Source organism: Flagellimonas flava (assembly GCF_900129665.1).
Taxonomy (GTDB): domain Bacteria; phylum Bacteroidota; class Bacteroidia; order Flavobacteriales; family Flavobacteriaceae; genus Flagellimonas; species Flagellimonas flava.
The window spans coordinates 1-19,859 of the sequence record NZ_FQWL01000001.1; the positions used below are offsets into that span (position 1 = coordinate 1).

The following is a 19,859-nucleotide window of genomic DNA, read 5'->3' on the forward strand; positions in this document are numbered from 1 at the left end:
AAGCCTGCTTCTAACTTAAAATGGCCCGTTCGTCTAGGGGTTAGGACGCCAGGTTTTCATCCTGGTAACAGGGGTTCGATTCCCCTACGGGCTACAAGTGTAGTGTAGAATGCAGAGTTGAGAGTTTTTGAGTATAACTCATGACTCATAACTTAATAATATTTAACTAGAGAAATGGCAAATCATAAGTCCGCATTAAAAAGAATTAGAAGAAACGAAGCAGTTCGTTTGCGTAATAGATATCAGCACAAAACGGTGCGTAACGCCATCAAAAAGCTGAGAAATGAAGAGGATAAGAAGGCGGCAGAGACGCTTCTTCCAACAGTGGTTGGTATGATTGACAAACTGGCAAAGCGCAACATCATTCACAACAACAAGGCTGCCAACTTGAAAAGTAAACTCATGAGCAAGGTTGCAGCAATGTAATTTGCATCCTTACTTAACTATTATGCGCCCCTTTTGGGGCGTTTTTTATTCTCTAAATTGAGTTAGTTCCGTCTAATTAATTTGACATTGTTTCGGTAACCAGGCTTGTCTTTATACCAATCTTTTCTTGTATTTCCTCCTGACAGCCCCCATTCTTCAAAATGCAGATAACCCTCATTTATAGGTTCTTTTTCTAGAAGTAGCGGAAAGGACTCAATTACATTGATAGCCCAAGGAAGTCCATTTTCTGTGGTATAGTCCCCATTTGTGTCTGCAACGTTTCCCTCAACCTCTGGTAAAGAATTTCCCAACGAGGTGGGTTCGTATTTTGCCAAATGTATTTCTACATCTCTTTGGCCATTAGCCACCAAAAACGGATTGAAGGGTGCAAAATCGACACTTGTGTTGGAAATTGGGTTGACGAGGATAATACTTACTGTATTTTCTTGGTTCACTATGGTAGAGTGGTCATCAAATAATGGAATCACGGCATGTTCTTGCCCTAATTCCGTTCCGTTGGTGTTAAGGTCGAAAACGTTTCTATTGAGCAACTGACCGGTTGTAGAGGCTACATTATTCGGGTTCAATCCTGGGATTTCAAACGCCAAACTGTTAACAAAACCAGCACCGTCTGAGGTGACCGAATAGAAGAAATCAATACCTACAAGTTGATCAGAAGCATTAAAAATTTTGGAAATGGAATAGTCAATGGAAGTATCGTTAAAGTCCCAATCCCCTCGGAAAGGCCATAAGTCCTCAAAAACCAAGGAGGCTTTTGAGGAATTGGATGGATACACTATGGCGTAGGCCTTGCCTGCATCATTTGGAAACTCATCCACCGAATCTACAACCCCGTCGCCATCTTGGTCATTGCATACTTCAACTTCCGAAAAAGTGAACCAATTGGAATCGTTTTGGGTATTACTATTGGGGTCATCTATTCTTCGCCAAACTAGGCGGTCAAATGTGCCTTCCGTGGCCGAAATCAGTACAGAACCATAACCATCCCTATAGTATCTTCCTCGAGAGCGGGAATCTGTATCCTTTAGTACCCTTGGTGATGCTTCATAAAAAAACTCCCTACCACCAGAAAGTAAAGTTTCAGTATGCTGATCACCTATAAATTGGTACATAGATGCATCCACGCTACGGAAATGCATTATCAAATTTTGAATAGGGGTATCAAAGGTCATCTCAAATTCCACATAGCCATCTGGATCGTTGTTGGTGTCAATTTTTGAGGCTATCCAGAAGTTGAAACCGTTGAACGTATAAATCGGGGTGGAGAATCCGGCCCCGGCTATGGAAAAACGATTTTTAAACTCAACCCCATCCACGGAGGTGGCCTCAATTAGTGCAGTGGCCCCTTGTTTTGGAAATATGATATTTGAGATGGTGTTACTATTAGCATCGTTGGAAACAAAAACATTTCGGACATCTGCGTAAAACCTCTGACCATAAACATTGGCGCAGTCTACACTGGCCTGTTTGTCTGTTAAAAGTTTAGGAGTGGGTATGTTTTTGCCAGTGGGGCCATTGTAACTATAAGAGGCTGAATTCTGTAATATGGGAACCACAATGTCTTGAATGCCGTCGTTGGCCTTTCGAATGATAAAAAGGTCATCTATAAAGGATGAAATGTTCACACTTTCCTGAATGGAACCATTTCGTGGAAGTCTTTCAAATAATTTGTTGGGAAGCGGCCCCGTGATGCTATCCAAGCTTTCAACAAGTTCGTCAGTATAAGCATATACCTCGTAGACCACGTTGGGGGAACTGTCAGTTATGTTTACGGATATGGTCGTTTCGGTTTTAAAATCGAAATTAACGGGAAATTGAAGTTCCGTAAGATTTGGTGCATCCACGTTGAGTGAATCCTGTCCCAATGACTCCAAGTAATCGTTGTACTTTTCCTTTAAACATCCTTGAAGAAGCAGGGTGGAGAAAATTAGAAACAATATGAAATAGACGTTCCTTGCCATGAATAAGAAATTCATTAAATGAACGAAATAACCTACAAAAACCCATTTTTTATCGATAAACTACCGTGTGAAGTTGTAAAAGCTGTTAAAAGCGTTGTAAGAAAAATACCCATGGATGCTTGGGGCCGGAAGAGAACTTATTCAGTCAATCCTTGATACATGGAAAGTTTGGTTCGGAAACAACCATAGGAAAAAGAAACGCCATTTTTAGGGCGTTTCTTTTTTATGAAAAATGGATTACAGTCTTAATCCTGAAGCTCTGATTCATTTCTATAACCGGTGGAGTCCTTATACCAATCTTGATAGGACGCTCCTCCGGAGGAAGCCCATTCATTGAAGAAGTTGTACGCTTGGTTAACAGGTATGTTTTCTTTTGGCGGCTTAAAAGCATGCACAATATTTATGGCCCACGGTAGTCCGGTATCCGTTTGGAAATTTCCATCGATATCCCTGTTGATTCCCTCCACCGTGGTGTCGTTAACACCAAGAGTAGTTCTGAATCGATTGGGTAGGTGAATTTCTTTGCCTCTATCCCCATCCACTATTAAAAACGGGTTAAAGGGAGCCAATCCAAGTTGGTTCGTGGTTATGGGGGTGGTGAATTTTACAGAAACTGTGGTAGGTACCTTTAACATGGTTTCATTGTTGTCAAACAAGATGATAACAGCCCGGTTTTGTCCCTGTTCCACACCATTGGCAGCTACATTAATGAAGCCTTCGGTAAGCACGGTCCCAGTTACGGATTCAATTAGACTTGGGGAGATGCTTTCCAGTTCAATACCAAAAGCATTGGTGAAACCGGCCCCATCTGAGGTCACCTCAAAATGAATGTCCAACTGTACCGCCATATTATCTGCGTTAAGTACGGCAACAAATCGGTAATTGACAGCTGTATCATTAAAATCGTAATCTCCTAAAAACGGCCAAAGATCTTCAAAGGCCACGGTTCCCCAGCCATACTTACTGGGGGTAAATTGTTCAAAGGCTTTTTCGGCATCGTTCGGAAACTCATCGTTGCTATCGGTTATGCCATCCCCATCGGTATCCGGGTCAATGGTAACTTCATCAAAAACCCTTAAAGTGGTCAGGTCGTTTATGGTTCGGTTAAAATTAACACCCGTGTTTGAGTTGGGCCCATAGCGATATTCCCATCCACCTGTCTGGGTGTCCATTACTATTAGATTACTACTTGCGCCATTGTTGGCCAACCAAAGCTCATTGTTGGAATCAAATGTCATGGAGGTGGGGTCAAAAGGTAAATCTTGCCCGCTAATTCGAATGGCATCAAAATCGCCATTGGCATCAGGGTCCAATCTATATAGTCCTGAAAAAGAACAGACAAAAAGTGTTCCATCTTCAGAAAATGCCAGGTCTCCACCATTCTTTTTATGAAGGCCATTGATTTTCCAATTGGAAAGAATACTTCCATTTTGGGGATCTATGGAATAAAGCTTGTCACCTGTGGAAAAATAGAGAAGACCGTCGTTCTTGTTATAATCCAATCGTGGTCCACCTATTCCCAAGTTGGCGACAGTTGTCCACGTGTCGTTCACCATATCGTACTTCATAAGTGGATTTGGCTTACTACGTCCAATGGAATACAAAAGCTTGTTTTCCTGGTCAATGGCGGCCGTCCAACTGCCCATTGGCATATCAGAAATAAAGGTATAGTCCCCTGTAATTGGGTCTATTTGAAACATTTCACCACTTCCATTAACGCAATAGAGGTAATCTTCTACCATTGGTTTACCGGTTGAAATACGCTTACTGCTTTGGGGGGAATAGGTATATATAACGGTTTCCGAGTTAATAGTTAATATGGAAGATGAGTAACTGGCCCCTTCTTTTCTTCGCACATAAAGCTTATCAAAATAGCTGGCAACTGCAAAGGTGTGCTCAATGGTTCCGCCGGACGGACTGCCACTGAAAATAAGGTGGTTCAAGTTGTCCACGGAGATGTCGATCTCAGTTTCTTCTTCGCCCTCATCATTGACCAGTGTAATGGCCGGACCTTGAACCACTTCGTCGTTGTAGGCGTAAACATCGTATTTAACACCGGGAGTATTGTCATTAATGGTTAGGGAAACTTGCTTTTCCGTTGCAAATTCAAACCCGGAAGGAATTTGCAACTCCGTAATTTCAAGTTCTTCGATTGGAATCTCTGTAGGATTTGGATCTTCTCCTCCGTCTGGATTTGGGGTTGTCGGATTGTCAAGGCTATCCTTTACACAAGAAGAAAGTGATAATGCCATTAGGCAAAATAGAGATAAAACAATTTGGGACGTTTTCATCTTTTTGATGTTTGCAGGACTCGTAGGTCCAAAATTTTCAATAAAACTACTATTAGGAAGGCTCCCAGTTTTTTGATTAGCGGCTATTTGCGACTTTGTGTCGACAAACGGTTTTATTTGTCCGATAAATGATTGAAAGCATTCAACTATTCAAATTGAACGAAAAAACCTACAAATTGATATAATTGATCGATGAACGGTGACCAAAAGTTGTAAAATCGCTTAAATCTGTGGTATGGCTAATGCCTATCTAAAGGCACGGCGTTTACTAATCAAAAAGCCCACAATAAATAAGGAATACATTGCCACAATAAGGAACATCAATAGTTTGTGCAGTTGAAACTGTGAATAAAATGCTGGTGCCTCATAAGCTGCTACAAAAATTAATGGAAAGAATAAATGAAATAATGCCAACCCTAAACTTACCCAAAACAACAGATTTTGTTTCATGGGATAGGGGCTGGATTCTTTTTGCTTCTCTTTAAAATAAAGGACAATAAACACCAATAGGGCCATAGATGCGACTAGGTCTGCATAGTACAAGTTAATGTGGAACGGATTCTGAAAGAAAGCACTAACAATATAGGCCGCCAAGCTTACGGCTGCTCCCGTTTTTACGATCACCTTAAACTTGGGTGTTTTTAATGTCTTCCAGTAGATAAAGAAGAAAAAAGAAAAGGAAACAAGGGAATAGATATTATAGATGATCACATTATGCCAGGCGTACTGATCGTCCGAAAAAAATTGAAACCCTTCCTGAAACTTTACAAAATAACCCAGAAGCTCCGTGAGAAAGGTGTACATGATGAATATGGGAAAAAACCCCAATACCGTATCAAAATATCTTCTGTACCTGGCCACGGCAATAATCCAAGTGACCAGGTAGAGTAAAATATTATAGTGTTCCTTAATAAAAGACAGGAGCTCTGGATACATAATCGTACTAAAAATCTGGGGATGGAGGGGGGCCAGATTGTCCTCTGTTATAGTTTAGGCTTTGGCCTCCCTGCAATACTGGGGCGGACAATGAAGGTACAAAACTGGCATGGGCTTGATTGGATGTTGAATGGTTGACTCCAATTCCATTGGGCCCTACCGCATCCTTAATTAGTTTAGCCTTTCCATCTTCTCCAATGAAGAAGCCAAAGTCTTGTCCATCAACATCAATGGTAGGTACAATAAAAATGGAATTCTGTCTTGGGTGCACCAATTTTTTTCCATCCGGAAATTTTTCCTTGTCTGGATAATTGGCGAAGTATAAACGAAGGGAAGAAATATCCACACCGGCTTCCTTGGCTTCCTGTTCAATAAATGCGATGTACTGTTTTATGCCAGCATAATCAAATGCGGCAAATCTGGCAGGATCAAAAGCTTCCTCTGGACTTCGCTCCGCTTCAAATTGCTGTATGATCTCTACCCGATTTCTGGTGTAATTATCGTAAAGGTTTTTGGATTCCTCAAGAGAGATAATTTGCTTAGGGGGTTTTACTTTTTCGCGATGTTCTTGATCAGGTTTTTCTTCATGGTCTTCTTTTTTTGGTTGTTGCTGACATGCAATAAGGGCCATGAGCAATATCGGCATGAGAAGGTGGGTTACTTTTTTGGTGTTTTTCATTTGTAAGTGTTTTAAGTATATACGTGGTGGGGAAACCGTACTAAAGATATGGTTTTCTTAAAACGAACGCACAAAAAAACCTTTGGTTTCGGCCAAAGGTCTTTATTTTTTAATTCTATGGGGAAAAACTACGGAAAATTCCTATTCGTTCATCGTTAATAGGAATTCCTCATTGTTCTTGGTCTGCTTAATGCGCTGTTCCATAAACTCCATTGCTTCCACAGGATTCATGTCCGCCAAATATTTGCGCATGATCCACATACGCTGAATGGTGGTTTCGTCCAAGAGTAGATCATCTCTTCGTGTAGAAGAAGAAATAAGATCGATAGCAGGGAAGATTCTACGGTTGGAAATTCTTCTATCCAATTGAAGTTCCATGTTACCGGTACCTTTAAATTCCTCAAAGATGACCTCGTCCATTTTAGAGCCAGTTTCGGTCAAAGCAGTGGCAATGATGGAGAGTGACCCTCCATTTTCAATATTCCTTGCCGCTCCAAAGAATCGCTTAGGCTTATGTAGTGCATTGGCATCAACACCCCCACTCAATACTTTTCCGGATGCAGGTTGAACAGTGTTATACGCTCTTGCCAATCGGGTAATGGAATCAAGTAAAATCACAACATCATGGCCACATTCCACAAGTCGTTTGGCCTTTTCCAACACAATATTGGCCACTCGCACGTGCTCCGTTGCCTCTTTGTCAAAGGTAGAAGCCACAACTTCACCACGAACATTACGCTGCATATCGGTTACCTCTTCGGGGCGTTCGTCAATCAACAAAATGATTTGATATACTTCTGGGTGGTTTGCCGCTATCGCGTTGGCAATATCTTTCAGCAACATTGTTTTACCTGTCTTAGGCTGCGAAACGATCATCCCACGTTGTCCTTTTCCAATTGGGGAGAACAAATCCATGATACGTGTGGATAATGTGCTTTGGCGTTCCGCCAATTTGAATTTTTCCTTTGGAAACAATGGTGTAAGGTGTTCAAAGGAGACGCGGTCTCGGACCACTTGGGGATCAAGCCCATTAATTTTGGTCACCTTGATCAGCGGGAAGTATTTTTCCCCTTCTTTAGGAGGTCTTACGTTTCCAAGGACGGTATCCCCAGTTTTGAGCCCAAACAGTCTAATTTGGGATTGGGATACATAAATATCATCTGGAGAGGATAGGTAGTTGTAATCGGAAGACCGAAGAAAACCATATCCGTCTTGCATAATGTCAAGAACACCTTCGCTCTCTATAATGCTGTCGAACTCAAATTCAGGCTCTTTATACCTGTTTTTTAAGTCTTTATCAAAGTTACTGCTCTTTTTGTCTTGACCATTCCTTTGATGCTGGTGGTTTCTTTTATTATGCTGGTTTTTTTGATGTTGGTGTTGCTTGGGCTGCTCTTTTTTAGGGGAAACTTCAGAAGCTCCTTCGGTTTTCTCCTTACTGTCTTTTTGTTTTGGTGCCTCAGCTGTAGCTACATCTGCGTCTTTTTGCTCTTTTTTGGGTCTTGCCAATCGAGCCCTCTTAGGCTTTTGGGGAGCATTCTCTTGCGGTGTTTGGGTGTTTTCTTTAACCGCTTTGGGGTTGGAAGCCTGAACATCCAGAATTTGATAGACCAAATCCAATTTTTTTAGAGTCTTGAATTTGGGCACATTGAGTCCTTTTGCAATTTCTTGCAGTTCTGGAAGCTTTTTAGCTTTTAGATCTGAAATCTCGAACATTAAGTAATGAATAAATTATTATTGTCTTTCGTAAATAATCTGAAGTAAAGTTATTGGGGTACTACGATAGGAAAGAATCCTTGATGCGAGTGCTTCGCTAATAACGACACAAGTATACAAATTATTTTTCAACATTTGGGCGTCTTTTACCGAAAAGACACCTATTTTTGCCTTCCGAAATCAATTTAAGTAATGATTCAGCGAATTCAGACCTTTTTTTTGGCACTGGTTGCACTAATAGCGGGTGCACTCCCGTTTATAGTGCAACTGTGGACCAATACCGAAGGGCATCAAGTTTTTGCAGCTGAAGTACTTTGGGTTAGTTTGGCTTTTTACGCTTCGGCGGCCTTGGCATTGGTTTCCATTTTTTTGTACAAAAACAGACAAAATCAATTTGTGGTGAACAGATTGAACATGATATTAAATCTTTTTTTACTAGGATTTTTCGTTTACCGATCCCTAAACTTATCCGGAGAGACTGTGGTTTCTGAGAAGGGTATTGGGATGCTGATTCCTGTATTTTCTATCGTTTTTCTGGTTCTGGCCAACAGAGCCATCAAAAAGGATGAAGATCTTGTAAAATCTGTGGATCGTCTGCGTTAAACCTAACATCTTAGTAGTATTAGTGCGAAAAAACCCCGGCTTTAGCCGGGGTTTTTGTTCAATATGTTTTGTTGATGTTACTGCATCAATGTCTCTTCCGTAAACCCATTGCCAAACTTTATGTCGCTTAAGGTTTGCACAAGACTTGGTTCTTCCGGGTAACCCTCTTCAGTGGGTATAAAGTAGGATCGTTTGGTAGCTATCAATTGCCCTTCAATGTCTTCGTATTCATAATTGGCAATGATCACGGGTTCTTCAACCCCTAAAAAAGGAAGGGAGAAATAGAAACGATCTACCAACTTGGTCTCAGGATTGACATATAAAATGTAAATATCATTTTGTTCCTTTCCTGTTACTTCGGGATCATAAGTTACATGTACCTTATCATAATTGATGTTATTGTACGCTTCGCTCCCCAGATATTTTGCAACAGTTCCTTTATCGTTCAATTTGTAGGGCATGGTAAACCAATAATAGTTGGCCCTGCGAAGAAAATCACTAAGCCCGACCAAAGCTTCGTCTTCCGACTTTTTTCCATCCACCATCACAACTGTGTTTTTTCCGTCAAAGCACTGAACCACTTCAGCGTCGTTGTCCGGCATTACATTGATTTGGTGCTGTAGGTATTTGCCATAGGAGGCTTCGGAATTAAAAATGTAGCGCTCCATGGATATATCCGCTTTGTCCGTGGCCGGAACTCTATAATCGTAGGTGTATTCCACATCCCGTTTTTTCCAAAGATCGTTCCAACCTCCATGTGCATGAGCTATGGAGGTAAGCACCGTTCTAGGATTTTCGGTATTGTATTCAGGTGTATGGGGAGATTCCGCAACAGGTTCTTCCGCGGTGGCCTCTTGTTTTGGTTTTTGGCCACATGATGCGAAAAGAAGAAAGCCCATAAGGGCTAAAAGTTTTAAACTGGATAGTTTCATTTTGTATAGTATAAGGGTTTTGCCTATTAGACGGTCCGTTTTACCTATACTTACTTAGAAGATTTTTTACAACCCAAACCTTTGATGAAACTCTGCGACCTTAAAGCCTTCCTTCGTAACCTTCTGGTGGGCCTTACCTTCAGGGTTCAGTAGGGGGTTGGTATGGTTAAAATGAATAAAATGAATTTTTTCCCTTTCAGACAACGATAAATTGTCGAAGACTTCCATACTTTCTATCACAAAAGGGTGTGGAATTTCGGTAATATCCCTGTTGTTAATTTCTACAGCGTCAAAAAAAGTAGCATCCAAAAATGCAAGGTCCACTTTCTGAATCTCTTTGGTAATGTCCCTTTCCCATTTATGCCATTTATCAATATCAGGAATAAATAGTACTGTTTTGTTGGGCCCTTTTATGATAAAGCCCACCGTTTCGGAATATTCATCGCGGTGGGGAACTTGAAAAGGTGTAACGGTAATGTTGGGAGTTAGTTTTTGTTCCTGATCAAATCCCATTTCATGCAGTTTAATGTTCTTTAGATGGACCAATTGTTCCCAAGGGCCATTTGTTTCCAAAAAGGATTTCATCCGCGGCATGGTAAAAACTGGAACCTTACTGGCTCCTAAGGCTTCGCGACCTAAGAACATCAACCCGGCATAATGCCCAATATGGGCATGCGTCAGGAATATCCCATCTGGGGTTTCGGTCGTTTTTCCAGAAAATTCCTTTAGGGATTTCAACTGGGATGGTAAATCTGGACTAGCTTCGAATAGGTATGATCTTTGGTTTTCATTATCCACTACGCCCAAGGAAACCACCTTTCTTTGGAAATCGGGGTTCTGGAACAAGTCTTTGCAGCAGTCCCTTTTGCATCCAATATGTGGACTGCCTCCATCTTGGACCGTACCTAGGACATAGAGGCTTACTTTATCTTGATGATCAACGACTTCTTCCTGCTTTTCTTTGGCAGCAGGGCCGCATGATATCAAAAACACCAAGAAAAGAAAAAAGAAAGGTTTCATATTATCGTTTACCCAATTCAATTACTTCCAGATCTGAAATGGTATCTCCATCAATTTGAAACCTGAGCATGGTCCGGACTTGATGGAAACCATGCTTTCCGCAGGCTCCGGGGTTCATATGTAGTAGGTTTAATTTTTTATCGTTCATAACTTTCAAAATGTGGGAGTGTCCACAAATAAACAATTTCGGAGGACGTCTTTTTAATTCATCCCTGATTCTTCGATCATAGCGATTGGGATATCCCCCAATATGTGTGATCCAGACATCCACTTCTTCACAAAAAAAACGGTTGTGTTCCGGAAATTCCTTTTGAATGACATGGTTATCAATATTTCCGTGAACCCCCCGAAGCGGTTTAAGTTTTTCGATTTTATCGGTAACAGACAAATGACCAATATCGCCAGCATGCCAAACCTCGTCGGCTTGGGAAACATATTTTAAAATGGTCTCGTCCATGTGGCCATGTGTATCCGAGAGCAGTAAGATTTTGGTCATAACGCTAAAAATATGCTAAAAAAACAACCCAAGATTTTCATTGGTGGGGATTGAACTATCTTTAACATTTAAATGTAGGGAATCCCATTGAGATATTTTATCCGGTTTTCTTATTTCGGAAAGGCATACCATGGATGGCAGAACCAACCGAACGCCATTACAGTTCAAGAAGTATTGGAACGGTCACTTTCCACCTTGCTGCGACAGCAGATTGAAGTGGTGGGTGCTGGACGAACGGATGCAGGAGTGCACGCGAAGGAGATGTTCGCCCATTTTGACGTATCCGAAATTCAAGATTGCAATGAGTTGGTTTATCGTCTGAATGCGCTTCTTCCGGAAGACATAGCTGTTCAGCAAATTTTTAAGGTAAGGCTTGATGCACATGCCCGGTTTGATGCTGTGGAACGCACCTACGAGTATTGGGTGGTTCAGGATAAAAATCCTTTCTATCGGGATTTGGCCCACTGCATAAAACTTCCCTTGAATGTTGAAGCAATGAACCAGGCAGCCCAATTTTTACTTTCCCATACTGATTTTGAGAGCTTTTCAAAATCCAATTCGGATGTAAAGACTTTTAATTGCGATGTTAGAGAGGCCAAATGGGAAAAGCAAGGAGATAAACTTGTCTTTACCATTGTGGCGGACCGATTCCTTCGAAATATGGTAAGGGCAGTGGTGGGCACCCTTTTGGATATAGGCTTGGGGAAAACGAACCCAGATGAAATCCATACCATTATAGAAAGTAAAAACAGGAGTAATGCTGGCGCATCAGTGCCTGCAAAAGGATTATATTTGACAGAGGTCTTGTACCCCAAAACCATCTTGGATGAGCAAAAATGAAGAAATAGGAAAGGCATTCGATTTTCGATTGTTCAAAAGGGTTTTCGCCCATACGAAACCTTATCGAGTTATCTTTTGGGTGGTTGCCATTGTGGCCATTTTGTCCGCTGCTTTTGCTGTTTTAACCCCTATCCTGGTTAGGGATATTATCAACAAGGCGCTTTCCGCTAAGGATGAAGAATTGTTGATGCTTGTAGTCTTGGCCATGTTAGGTGCCCTTTTGGGCCAGGTAATTTGTCAATTATCCTTTAATTACTATGCCAATCTTTTGGGAGAATCCGTAATTAAAGATATAAGGGTACGCTTGTTCCAGCGCATGATGGGCTTTAAAATGACCTATTTTGATAATTCCTCAATCGGAGTCTTGGTCACTAGGGCTGTGGCAGATATGCAACGTATTGGTGAGATATTCAGTCAGGGTTTCTTTGTCATTGTAGCGGATACGCTAAAAATGCTTTCAGCAGCTGGGATTATGCTGTACATCAATTGGAAATTGGCCGTTATCGTATTCGCTATCCTTCCCATTATCTTGATAGCGACACGTCTGTTCCAGCAGGCAATGAAAGTTGCCTTTATTGAGGTACGTGCCCAGGTGGCAAATCTTAACTCCTTTGTACAGGAGCGTATTGCCGGTATGAAAATAGTACAGCTCTTCAATCGAGAGGAAATTGAAAAAAAGAAGTTCAGGGATATTAATGAAAAGCACCAAAATGCATGGTTGCGAACGGTCTGGTATAACTCAATTTTCTTTCCAATTGCCGAAATTTCCTATTCCATAGGGATTGGTTTGGTAGTGTATTTTGGAGTGGTCCAGAATATAGACAATGTAAGCCTCAACGATACGGGTTCCATATTCGCTTTTTTCTTTTTGATGGACTTGTTGTTCCGTCCCTTGCGTCAAATTGCGGACAAATTCAATACGCTGCAAATGGGAATGGTAGCTGCCAATAGGGTATTTGGAATTTTAGATACCGATAGTCAAATTGCAGACAAGGGGTCCCTTGAAAAATCTGATGTAAAGGGTGCTTTGTCATTTTCCGATGTACGGTTTAGCTATGTGGAGGACGAGGAGGTACTGCATGGAATCTCTTTCGACGTGGAAGCGGGGGAAACGGTTGCCATTGTTGGTGCCACAGGAGCTGGAAAATCCACCATTATCAATCTGCTCAATCGCTTCTATGAAATTGATTCGGGTTCCATCTTGATCGATGGACATGATATAAAAGAGTACACCTTAAAATCACTTCGTTCACATATAGCTATTGTTTTGCAGGATGTTTTCCTTTTTGCCGATTCCATCGCCAACAATATCTCTCTTAGGGATGAGAGTGTGAGTTTGGAGGATATTGAGCAGGCCGCCAAACAGATTGGAGTCCATGAGTTTATCTCCAGCTTGCCTGAAGGCTACCTATACAATGTGAAGGAACGCGGTACCATGCTTTCCAGCGGGCAGCGCCAGCTCATTGCCTTTTTGCGGGCCTATGTAAGTAACCCAAGTATCCTTATTTTGGATGAGGCCACCTCCTCTGTGGATACCTATTCGGAACAATTGATCCAACAGGCTACGGATAAAATTACCGAGGGAAGAACCTCCATTATCATTGCCCACCGCTTGGCCACAATCAAAAAGGCAGATAAGATTATTGTTATGGATGCTGGCCAAATCGTTGAAATTGGTAACCATCAAGAACTTCTAAAAAAAGGTGGGTATTATAATGACTTATACGAGGCTCAGTTTCTGGAAGAAGAAGTTGCTTAGAGATATAGTTATTGTAAAGTTATTTCCTGCAAGGACATCTGTCCAGTTAGAATGGCAATAATCACCATTAAAGTGCCCAATCCCGTCATAATAATGAGAAGCAGGACCACATAGATCAGTCCCCTCCATAAAGTACCCCATAGTTTTGTTTGGTGCATTTGACGTAAAACGTGAAATTGATAGATGACCGTAACAAACAGAAAAGCAAAATTGAATACATCAAATTGCACGGGAAACAGCCCCAATACCAATAAATACGTAAAGACCTGCAGATAGGACATTTGACTTGTGATATAGGCATTGGCCACCAAGTGTTCTGTGTAGTTGAATCTCTTTTTTCCGCGAAACAATAGCCAGGTCATCAATGCATAGAGCGGCATGCTGAGGTAAGACAACAATGCCTGATAATCAAAGACAAAATTCATTCCGGATACATCCACATCGTTGATACTGCTTTGGGCAAGATTGAGTCCGTAGAGATTTCTCAGAATAAAAAACATCAGACCTGATAAAGTAACGGCAATAGCGAAGTAGCCTACAGGGTTCATATACCTTTTTCGGGTTCCCGAAATGAAAGAAATAACTACCTCTCCCGGGTGGCTAAATAGGCCTTTGAAGGTTCTGAGAAAGGTGTTGTCCAAATTAAATACCTGAGCACTGACATCTTCCCATACATTTTTTAAGGTCAAGGGATTGCGAATGACCTTGGCACCACAGGAATTGCAATAATTATCCGAGAATTGAAGGGGGCTTTTGCAGTTTTTGCACTCCATTCTATTCCAGGTCCTTTTTTAGTAGGTTAGAAAGTTCTTCAAGACCCTTGTAAGGGACAAACTCACCATTTTTAATATAGGAAATGGCACCGGTTTCCTCACTGACCACCAAGCAAACAGCATCTGTCTTCTCGGTAATACCTACGGCGGCGCGATGTCGAAGTCCGAAACGAAGCGGAATGTTTCTGTCATTGGATACAGGAAGAATCACTCTTGTGGCCGTAATAAAGTTGTCTTGAATGATGGCTGCTCCATCATGCAGTGGGCTATTCTTAAAGAAAATACTCTCTAAAATGGGTTGGGTGATCTCAATGTTCATGCTGTCCCCTGTAATTTTTACAAAATCCAGGGAATTTGTTCGCTCCAATACCAAAATAGCTCCGGTTTTGGTGACTCCCATTTTCTCGCAAGCCCCAATTAAGGCCTCAACATTGGTGTCCGTGGGCATGGCCTCCTGTTTCAGGAACTTAAAATGGCGGATAAAGTTACGTTTGGTGGCAAAATTGGTGGAGCCGATCATCAACAAAAATTTCCGTATTTCCTGTTGAAAGACAATGATAAGGGCAATCAATCCAATATTCATAAAACCACCAACCATACTGCTGATCATTTTCATTTGCAGAAGTTCCGTAAGTTTCCATAGGGCCCAAACGATTACAATACCAATAAAGATATTGATGGCTACGGTTCCCTTGACCAGTTTATAGATGTAGTAGAGCAGGGCGGCGACAAGAACGATGTCTATAACATCGGTAATCTTAAATTCAAGAAAATTTAGAAAATCCAACCGCGGTGTTTTTGTAAAATTAGCAAAAATAGCAGAACCTAAAATTAGAGCGCGTTAGCTTTCAGTTCTTCGATGAGGGTTACGCATTCAGCGGCTTCTTTTACATCGTGCACGCGCAACACGTTGGCTCCTTTCAAAAGTGCAACCATATGCAGGGCAGTAGTGCCATTCAATGCTGCCTTTGGAGAGGACCGTAGTGTTTTATAAATCATGGATTTTCTGCTAAGTCCTATTAAAATGGGCAGCTCAAAGGCTTGGAATAAATCTAGGTGATTCAAAAGTGTATAATTTTGTGCCGTTGTCTTGGCGAAACCAAAACCAGGATCAATTAGGACATCGTTGATTTTTTTTGACGTGGTTTCCTTAATTTTTCCAGAGAAATAAAACCTTAGGTCTTTGATCAAATCGTCATATACCGCTTGTTTTTGCATGGATTGGGGTGTGCCCTTTAAATGCATAATAATATAAGGAACTTGATACTTTGCAATAGTATTCAACATTTCCTCGTCAAGATTTCCCGCAGAGATATCGTTGATAAGCGCGGCACCCATTTCAATGCTCTTGGATGCTACCTTGCTTCTAAAGGTATCTATGGAAACCAAAGTCTCTGGAAAATTGACAAGAATCAGCTCAAGTATGGGCAACATCCGTTGGAGTTCTTCATCTTCTGGGACATGTTCAGCACCGGGTCGGGAGCTATAGGCACCCATGTCTATAAAAGTAGCCCCATCCTTCAGCATCGTTTCCACTTGGTTTAAGATGTCTTGCTCGTCTTTGTACTTTCCTCCGTCGTAAAATGAATCCGGTGTGAGGTTAAGTATGCCCATAATTTTGGGGCTGCTTAGATCAATCAGCTTTCCCTTGCAGTTTATAGTCATAAAAAATGGGTGCTTTGTTGCGTTTGATTATCTTTGGCAAGGTGCTACAAAGCACCTGTAGTTTGGACGAAATTTACGCAAATTAGCAAGAATAGATGCAGCAGACCTCCCAACAATATGATGCGGTCATTGGCAACTGCCGGGAACTCTTCTTAAAAAAAACCAAGGATTACGGAACCGCATGGCGAATATTGCGACTTCCTTCCCTAACCGACCAGATTTTCATAAAAGCGCAACGTATTAGAAGCCTTCAGGAAAATGAAGTGCGCAAGGTGGACGAAGGTGAACAGTCTGAATTTATCGGTATCATCAACTACTCCATTATGGCCCTGATTCAACTTAAAAAAGGTATAGCTGAGCAGCCAGATCTAAGTGAAAAAGAGGCCATAAAATTGTATGATGACGAGGTGTTTACCACAAAGTCACTCATGGAAAATAAAAACCATGATTATGGGGAGGCGTGGCGCGATATGAGGGTGAGTTCGCTTACCGATTTGATTTTGCAAAAGCTGCTTCGCGTCAAGCAAATTGAGGATAATCAGGGGACTACCTTGGTTAGTGAAGGTATAGATGCAAATTATCAGGATATTATCAATTATGCTGTTTTTGCACTCATCCACCTAAATGACGGCAAATGAAATATCTAGTTTGGATTTCAAGGATTTTTGTGGGAATCTTATTCATTATAAGTGGACTGATAAAGCTTAATGACCCTGTTGGTTTTTCGTTTAAGTTGGAAGAATATTTTAGTCAAGGGGTGTTGGATTTGCCATTTTTGACCCCGTTAGCATTGGGAATCTCCATATTTGTTGTCATTGTAGAGGTGCTTTTGGGTATTTTACTGCTTATTGGTTTTAAACCCAAGTTTACGGTTTGGAGCCTCTTGCTTATGATCATTTTCTTCACTTTTCTAACGTTCTATTCCGCTTATTTCAACAAGGTCACAGACTGCGGATGCTTTGGGGATGCCGTAAAATTAACACCTTGGGAATCCTTTACAAAAGATGTGATCTTACTGGTTTTTATCCTGATCTTGTTTTTTGGGCGGAAGTACATCCAACCTTTGTTTACGGAAAAAACGAACTGGATTTTGGGTGCTGTTGCCTTGGTGGGCTGTTCCTTGTTTGCCAATCAGGTACTCAATCATTTACCGTCTGTGGACTTTCGACCTTATGAAATTGGGGCCAATATACAGGAGGGCATGTCGGTTCCCGAGAACGCACCAAAACCCATCTACGAGTATGCCTGGCGATTCAAGGTTAATGGGACTGATAAAATTGTGGTCACCAATGGGGAATACCCCTCGGTTGACGGTGAGTTTTTGGACGTAGAAACCACCGAAATTCAAAAAGGCTATGAGCCACCCATTCACGATTTTACGATTGAACAGGAGGGTGTTGACTTTGCTTCAGAACTTTTGGAAGAGGAAAACTTGGTCATGGTAATTGCCTATGACCTGGCAAAAAGCGAACGTCCCTATTTTGCGGAAATTGCAGATCTCGCCCGTAAGGCTAATGCCAAAGGGTATAAGGTCATTGGCATGTCGGCTTCCAGTGATGCGCAGACTCGGGCTCTAAAAAAGGACTTTGGCCTGGATTTCGATTTCTATTTTACCGATGAGACCACACTTAAGACCATCGTTCGGTCCAATCCCGCCGTATTGGTTTTAAAAAAAGGAACTATTACCCAAAAAGTACATTATAACGATTTTGATCAACTTGATTTCTAATAACCACCTAAAAAGAAAACTATGAGAACCCAAATAGTAGCAGGTAACTGGAAAATGAACAAAAATTTAGAGGAGACCGAGGCTTTGCTTTCGGAACTTTCAGCCAAACTACCAGATACCCATGCAGAAGTTGTAGTTGCTCCTACTTTTGTAAATCTTGCCGGAGCACAAAGAAACTTGCAATCCTCAAGGATTAAGGTAGCAGCCCAAAACATGCACTTTGCCGAGGATGGCGCCTATACCGGTGAGATTTCTGCAGATATGTTATTGAATATCCATGTGGATACTGTGATTTTGGGCCATTCGGAAAGGCGCTCTTACTTTGGGGAGGATGATGAATTGTTGTCCAAGAAGGTAAAAGCCGCCTTGAATAAGGATATGCAAATCATTTTTTGTTTTGGTGAGGAATTGGAAGAACGCAAGTCTGGAAACCATTTTGCGGTAGTGGAGAGCCAGTTAAAAAATGCGCTTTTTGATTTGGATGCCGGGTCATGGTCGAATATTGTTTTGGCCTACGAACCGGTCTGGGCCATTGGCACGGGAGAGACCGCAAGTCCAGAACAGGCTCAGGAAATGCATGCGTTCATTAGGAAGACCATTACTGAAGCGTACAACACGGAGATTGCAGATGGTGTCTCAATTCTTTATGGGGGAAGTGTAAAGCCGGCCAATGCCGAGGAAATATTTTCCAAACCGGATGTGGATGGGGGTCTAATTGGAGGAGCTTCCTTGAAAGCGGATGATTTTATTGCCATTGTTAGGGCCATTTAACTGTAGATTATGGGTTTAACCTATATTGAATGTCATTTTAAGGTAAAACCCGTTCAACCTGCCGTTGAAATTCTGATTGCGGAACTTGGAGCCCTTGGGTTTGAGAGTTTTGTGGAGGAGGAAACCGGTCTCAGGGCTTACATTTTGGAATCTGAATGGGCATCTGATTTGTTGGAGCAAGTTCATATCCTTCAACATCAGGAATTTGAAATCGACTGGTCCCAAAAGAAAATCAAACAACAAAACTGGAATGCCGAATGGGAAAAGAACTTTCGTCCTATAAAGGTGGGTTCCCAGTGTATGGTCCGAGCGCCATTTCATGAAAAGGAGCCGGTTGAGTTCGATATTATTATTGAGCCAAAGATGAGTTTCGGTACCGGGCATCACGAGACTACACACATGATGCTTCAACATATTTTGGATAATGATTTTGATGGAAAATCGGTACTGGACATGGGATGTGGCACGGGGGTTTTAGCCATCTTGGCGAAGATGAAGGGCGCTGCGTATGCAGAGGCCATAGATATTGATGAGTGGTGCTATTTGAACACGGTGGAGAATGCTGAAAGAAATCACTGCAGTATTGAAGTCTTTCAGGGGGACGTATCGCTTTTAGCCGGCAAAACATTCGATATCATCTTGGCAAATATCAATCGGAATATCCTGTTGGAGGACATTCCCGCTTATGCAAAAAGTCTGAACCCTAAAGGATCCTTATTTCTAAGTGGCTTTTATTCAGATGATTTAGATGCAATTTCTTCAAAGTGTACCGAGCACGGTTTGCAATTCGTTAAAAATTTTGAAAAGAATAAGTGGGTTTCGGCAAAATATGTAAATTAGAATAATTAATTCCAATAGAATGGGTACCAAGGAGAAAGTATCGGAAGAACTGCTGCTGGAAGAAGAAGTTGTAAAGCAGAGCGAGATCGTACTTTTTAATGATGATGTCAATACCTTTGACCATGTCATCGAAACCTTAATTTCCGTGTGCGAGCACACCCCGGAACAAGCGGAACAATGCTCTTTAATTGTGCATTACAATGGTAAGTGTACGGTTAAAACGGGGGAATACGATGATTTGAAACCCAGATGCACCCGATTGCTTCAAGCCGGACTAAGTGCAGAAATTGTGTAGATAGGTTCCTAGAACGGAAATGGAGTTTTACATCCGGAGAAAAATCACTTATTCTTTACACAGGAATTGCTCAGCCCCAATTGTATTTACCTTAATTTTAGCCTTT

Annotated in this window: 20 protein-coding genes and 1 tRNA gene; 10 read left to right on the forward strand and 11 right to left on the reverse strand. The window is 41.6% G+C overall.

The window, feature by feature from the left end; all coding sequences use genetic code 11:
• Positions 1-22: 22 nt before the first annotated feature.
• Both BUC10_RS00005 and rpsT read left to right on the forward strand, forming a co-directional pair.
• Positions 23-94, forward strand: a tRNA-Glu gene (locus BUC10_RS00005).
• A gap of 80 nt (positions 95-174) precedes the next feature.
• A complete protein-coding gene (gene rpsT / locus BUC10_RS00010; RefSeq protein WP_073175882.1) occupies positions 175-426 on the forward strand; it encodes a 30S ribosomal protein S20 in 252 nt (83 codons plus the stop codon).
• 62 nt (positions 427-488) lie between these two features.
• Here rpsT and BUC10_RS00015 read toward each other — a convergent pair whose 3' ends face one another.
• The 5 genes from BUC10_RS00015 to rho form a co-directional block, all read right to left on the reverse strand.
• Positions 489-2,408: an LruC domain-containing protein gene (locus BUC10_RS00015; RefSeq protein WP_165614837.1), complete on the reverse strand. Its 1,920-nt coding sequence runs from the start codon at positions 2,406-2,408 to the stop codon at positions 489-491.
• 245 nt (positions 2,409-2,653) lie between these two features.
• Positions 2,654-4,699, reverse strand: coding sequence for an LruC domain-containing protein (locus BUC10_RS00020; protein ID WP_084732485.1), 2,046 nt, complete (start codon positions 4,697-4,699; stop codon positions 2,654-2,656).
• 246 nt (positions 4,700-4,945) lie between these two features.
• Positions 4,946-5,635 carry a hypothetical protein gene (locus BUC10_RS00025; RefSeq protein WP_073175885.1) on the reverse strand — a complete coding sequence of 230 codons (690 nt, stop codon included), beginning with the start codon at positions 5,633-5,635 and terminating at the stop codon, positions 4,946-4,948.
• A 7-nt stretch (positions 5,636-5,642) separates the two neighbouring features.
• Positions 5,643-6,314 (reverse strand): hypothetical protein, encoded by a 672-nt coding sequence (locus BUC10_RS00030; protein ID WP_073175886.1) that lies wholly within the window; start codon positions 6,312-6,314, stop codon positions 5,643-5,645.
• Between the two features lie 141 nt (positions 6,315-6,455).
• Positions 6,456-8,030: a transcription termination factor Rho gene (rho, locus tag BUC10_RS00035; protein ID WP_073175887.1), complete on the reverse strand. Its 1,575-nt coding sequence runs from the start codon at positions 8,028-8,030 to the stop codon at positions 6,456-6,458.
• A gap of 192 nt (positions 8,031-8,222) precedes the next feature.
• Between rho and BUC10_RS00040 the strand changes: the two genes are divergently transcribed.
• Positions 8,223-8,633 carry a DUF4293 domain-containing protein gene (locus tag BUC10_RS00040; RefSeq protein WP_073175888.1) on the forward strand — a complete coding sequence of 137 codons (411 nt, stop codon included), beginning with the start codon at positions 8,223-8,225 and terminating at the stop codon, positions 8,631-8,633.
• Positions 8,634-8,710: 77 nt separating this feature from the next.
• On the opposite strand, the gene BUC10_RS00045 is transcribed toward BUC10_RS00040, so the two are convergent.
• The 3 genes from BUC10_RS00045 to BUC10_RS00055 form a co-directional block, all read right to left on the reverse strand.
• Positions 8,711-9,532, reverse strand: coding sequence for a DUF6503 family protein (locus BUC10_RS00045; protein ID WP_073175889.1), 822 nt, complete (start codon positions 9,530-9,532; stop codon positions 8,711-8,713).
• Positions 9,533-9,631: 99 nt separating this feature from the next.
• The gene (locus tag BUC10_RS00050) at positions 9,632-10,585 is read right to left on the reverse strand and encodes an MBL fold metallo-hydrolase (protein WP_073175890.1); all 954 of its coding nucleotides are present in this window, start codon (positions 10,583-10,585) and stop codon (positions 9,632-9,634) included.
• A gap of 1 nt (position 10,586) precedes the next feature.
• Positions 10,587-11,081: a metallophosphoesterase family protein gene (locus BUC10_RS00055; protein ID WP_073175891.1), complete on the reverse strand. Its 495-nt coding sequence runs from the start codon at positions 11,079-11,081 to the stop codon at positions 10,587-10,589.
• A gap of 87 nt (positions 11,082-11,168) precedes the next feature.
• Here BUC10_RS00055 and truA point away from each other — a divergent pair, with 87 nt between their 5' ends.
• Both truA and BUC10_RS00065 read left to right on the forward strand, forming a co-directional pair.
• Positions 11,169-11,921, forward strand: a complete 753-nt coding sequence (gene truA, locus BUC10_RS00060; RefSeq protein ID WP_073175892.1) for a tRNA pseudouridine(38-40) synthase TruA — start codon at positions 11,169-11,171, stop codon at positions 11,919-11,921.
• Positions 11,908-13,680 (forward strand): ABC transporter ATP-binding protein, encoded by a 1,773-nt coding sequence (locus BUC10_RS00065; protein ID WP_073175893.1) that lies wholly within the window; start codon positions 11,908-11,910, stop codon positions 13,678-13,680. Before truA ends, BUC10_RS00065 begins: the two co-directional genes overlap by 14 nt.
• 8 nt (positions 13,681-13,688) lie before the next feature.
• Here the strand turns inward: BUC10_RS00065 and BUC10_RS00070 are convergent, their stop codons facing one another.
• The 3 genes from BUC10_RS00070 to folP are packed head-to-tail and all read right to left on the reverse strand — an operon-like array spanning position 13,689 to position 16,118.
• Positions 13,689-14,453 (reverse strand): DUF3667 domain-containing protein, encoded by a 765-nt coding sequence (locus tag BUC10_RS00070; protein ID WP_073175894.1) that lies wholly within the window; start codon positions 14,451-14,453, stop codon positions 13,689-13,691.
• Between the two features lies 1 nt (position 14,454).
• Positions 14,455-15,240: a diadenylate cyclase gene (locus BUC10_RS00075; protein ID WP_073175895.1), complete on the reverse strand. Its 786-nt coding sequence runs from the start codon at positions 15,238-15,240 to the stop codon at positions 14,455-14,457.
• 44 nt (positions 15,241-15,284) lie between these two features.
• Entirely contained in the window at positions 15,285-16,118 is an 834-nt protein-coding gene (folP, locus tag BUC10_RS00080) for a dihydropteroate synthase (RefSeq protein WP_073175896.1), read from the reverse strand.
• A 95-nt stretch (positions 16,119-16,213) separates the two neighbouring features.
• On the opposite strand from folP, the gene BUC10_RS00085 reads away from it, so the two are divergent.
• The 5 genes from BUC10_RS00085 to BUC10_RS00105 are packed head-to-tail and all read left to right on the forward strand — an operon-like array spanning position 16,214 to position 19,753.
• Positions 16,214-16,756, forward strand: coding sequence for a DUF1599 domain-containing protein (locus BUC10_RS00085; RefSeq protein ID WP_073175897.1), 543 nt, complete (start codon positions 16,214-16,216; stop codon positions 16,754-16,756).
• The gene (locus BUC10_RS00090; RefSeq protein WP_073175898.1) at positions 16,753-17,847 is read left to right on the forward strand and encodes a BT_3928 family protein; all 1,095 of its coding nucleotides are present in this window, start codon (positions 16,753-16,755) and stop codon (positions 17,845-17,847) included. The genes BUC10_RS00085 and BUC10_RS00090 overlap by 4 nt, the downstream gene beginning before the upstream one ends.
• A gap of 21 nt (positions 17,848-17,868) precedes the next feature.
• The gene (gene tpiA / locus BUC10_RS00095) at positions 17,869-18,618 is read left to right on the forward strand and encodes a triose-phosphate isomerase (RefSeq protein WP_073175899.1); all 750 of its coding nucleotides are present in this window, start codon (positions 17,869-17,871) and stop codon (positions 18,616-18,618) included.
• 9 nt (positions 18,619-18,627) lie between these two features.
• Positions 18,628-19,458, forward strand: a complete 831-nt coding sequence (gene prmA / locus BUC10_RS00100) for a 50S ribosomal protein L11 methyltransferase (protein WP_073175900.1) — start codon at positions 18,628-18,630, stop codon at positions 19,456-19,458.
• 19 nt (positions 19,459-19,477) lie between these two features.
• Positions 19,478-19,753 carry an ATP-dependent Clp protease adaptor ClpS gene (locus BUC10_RS00105; RefSeq protein WP_073175901.1) on the forward strand — a complete coding sequence of 92 codons (276 nt, stop codon included), beginning with the start codon at positions 19,478-19,480 and terminating at the stop codon, positions 19,751-19,753.
• Positions 19,754-19,859: the final 106 nt, after the last annotated feature.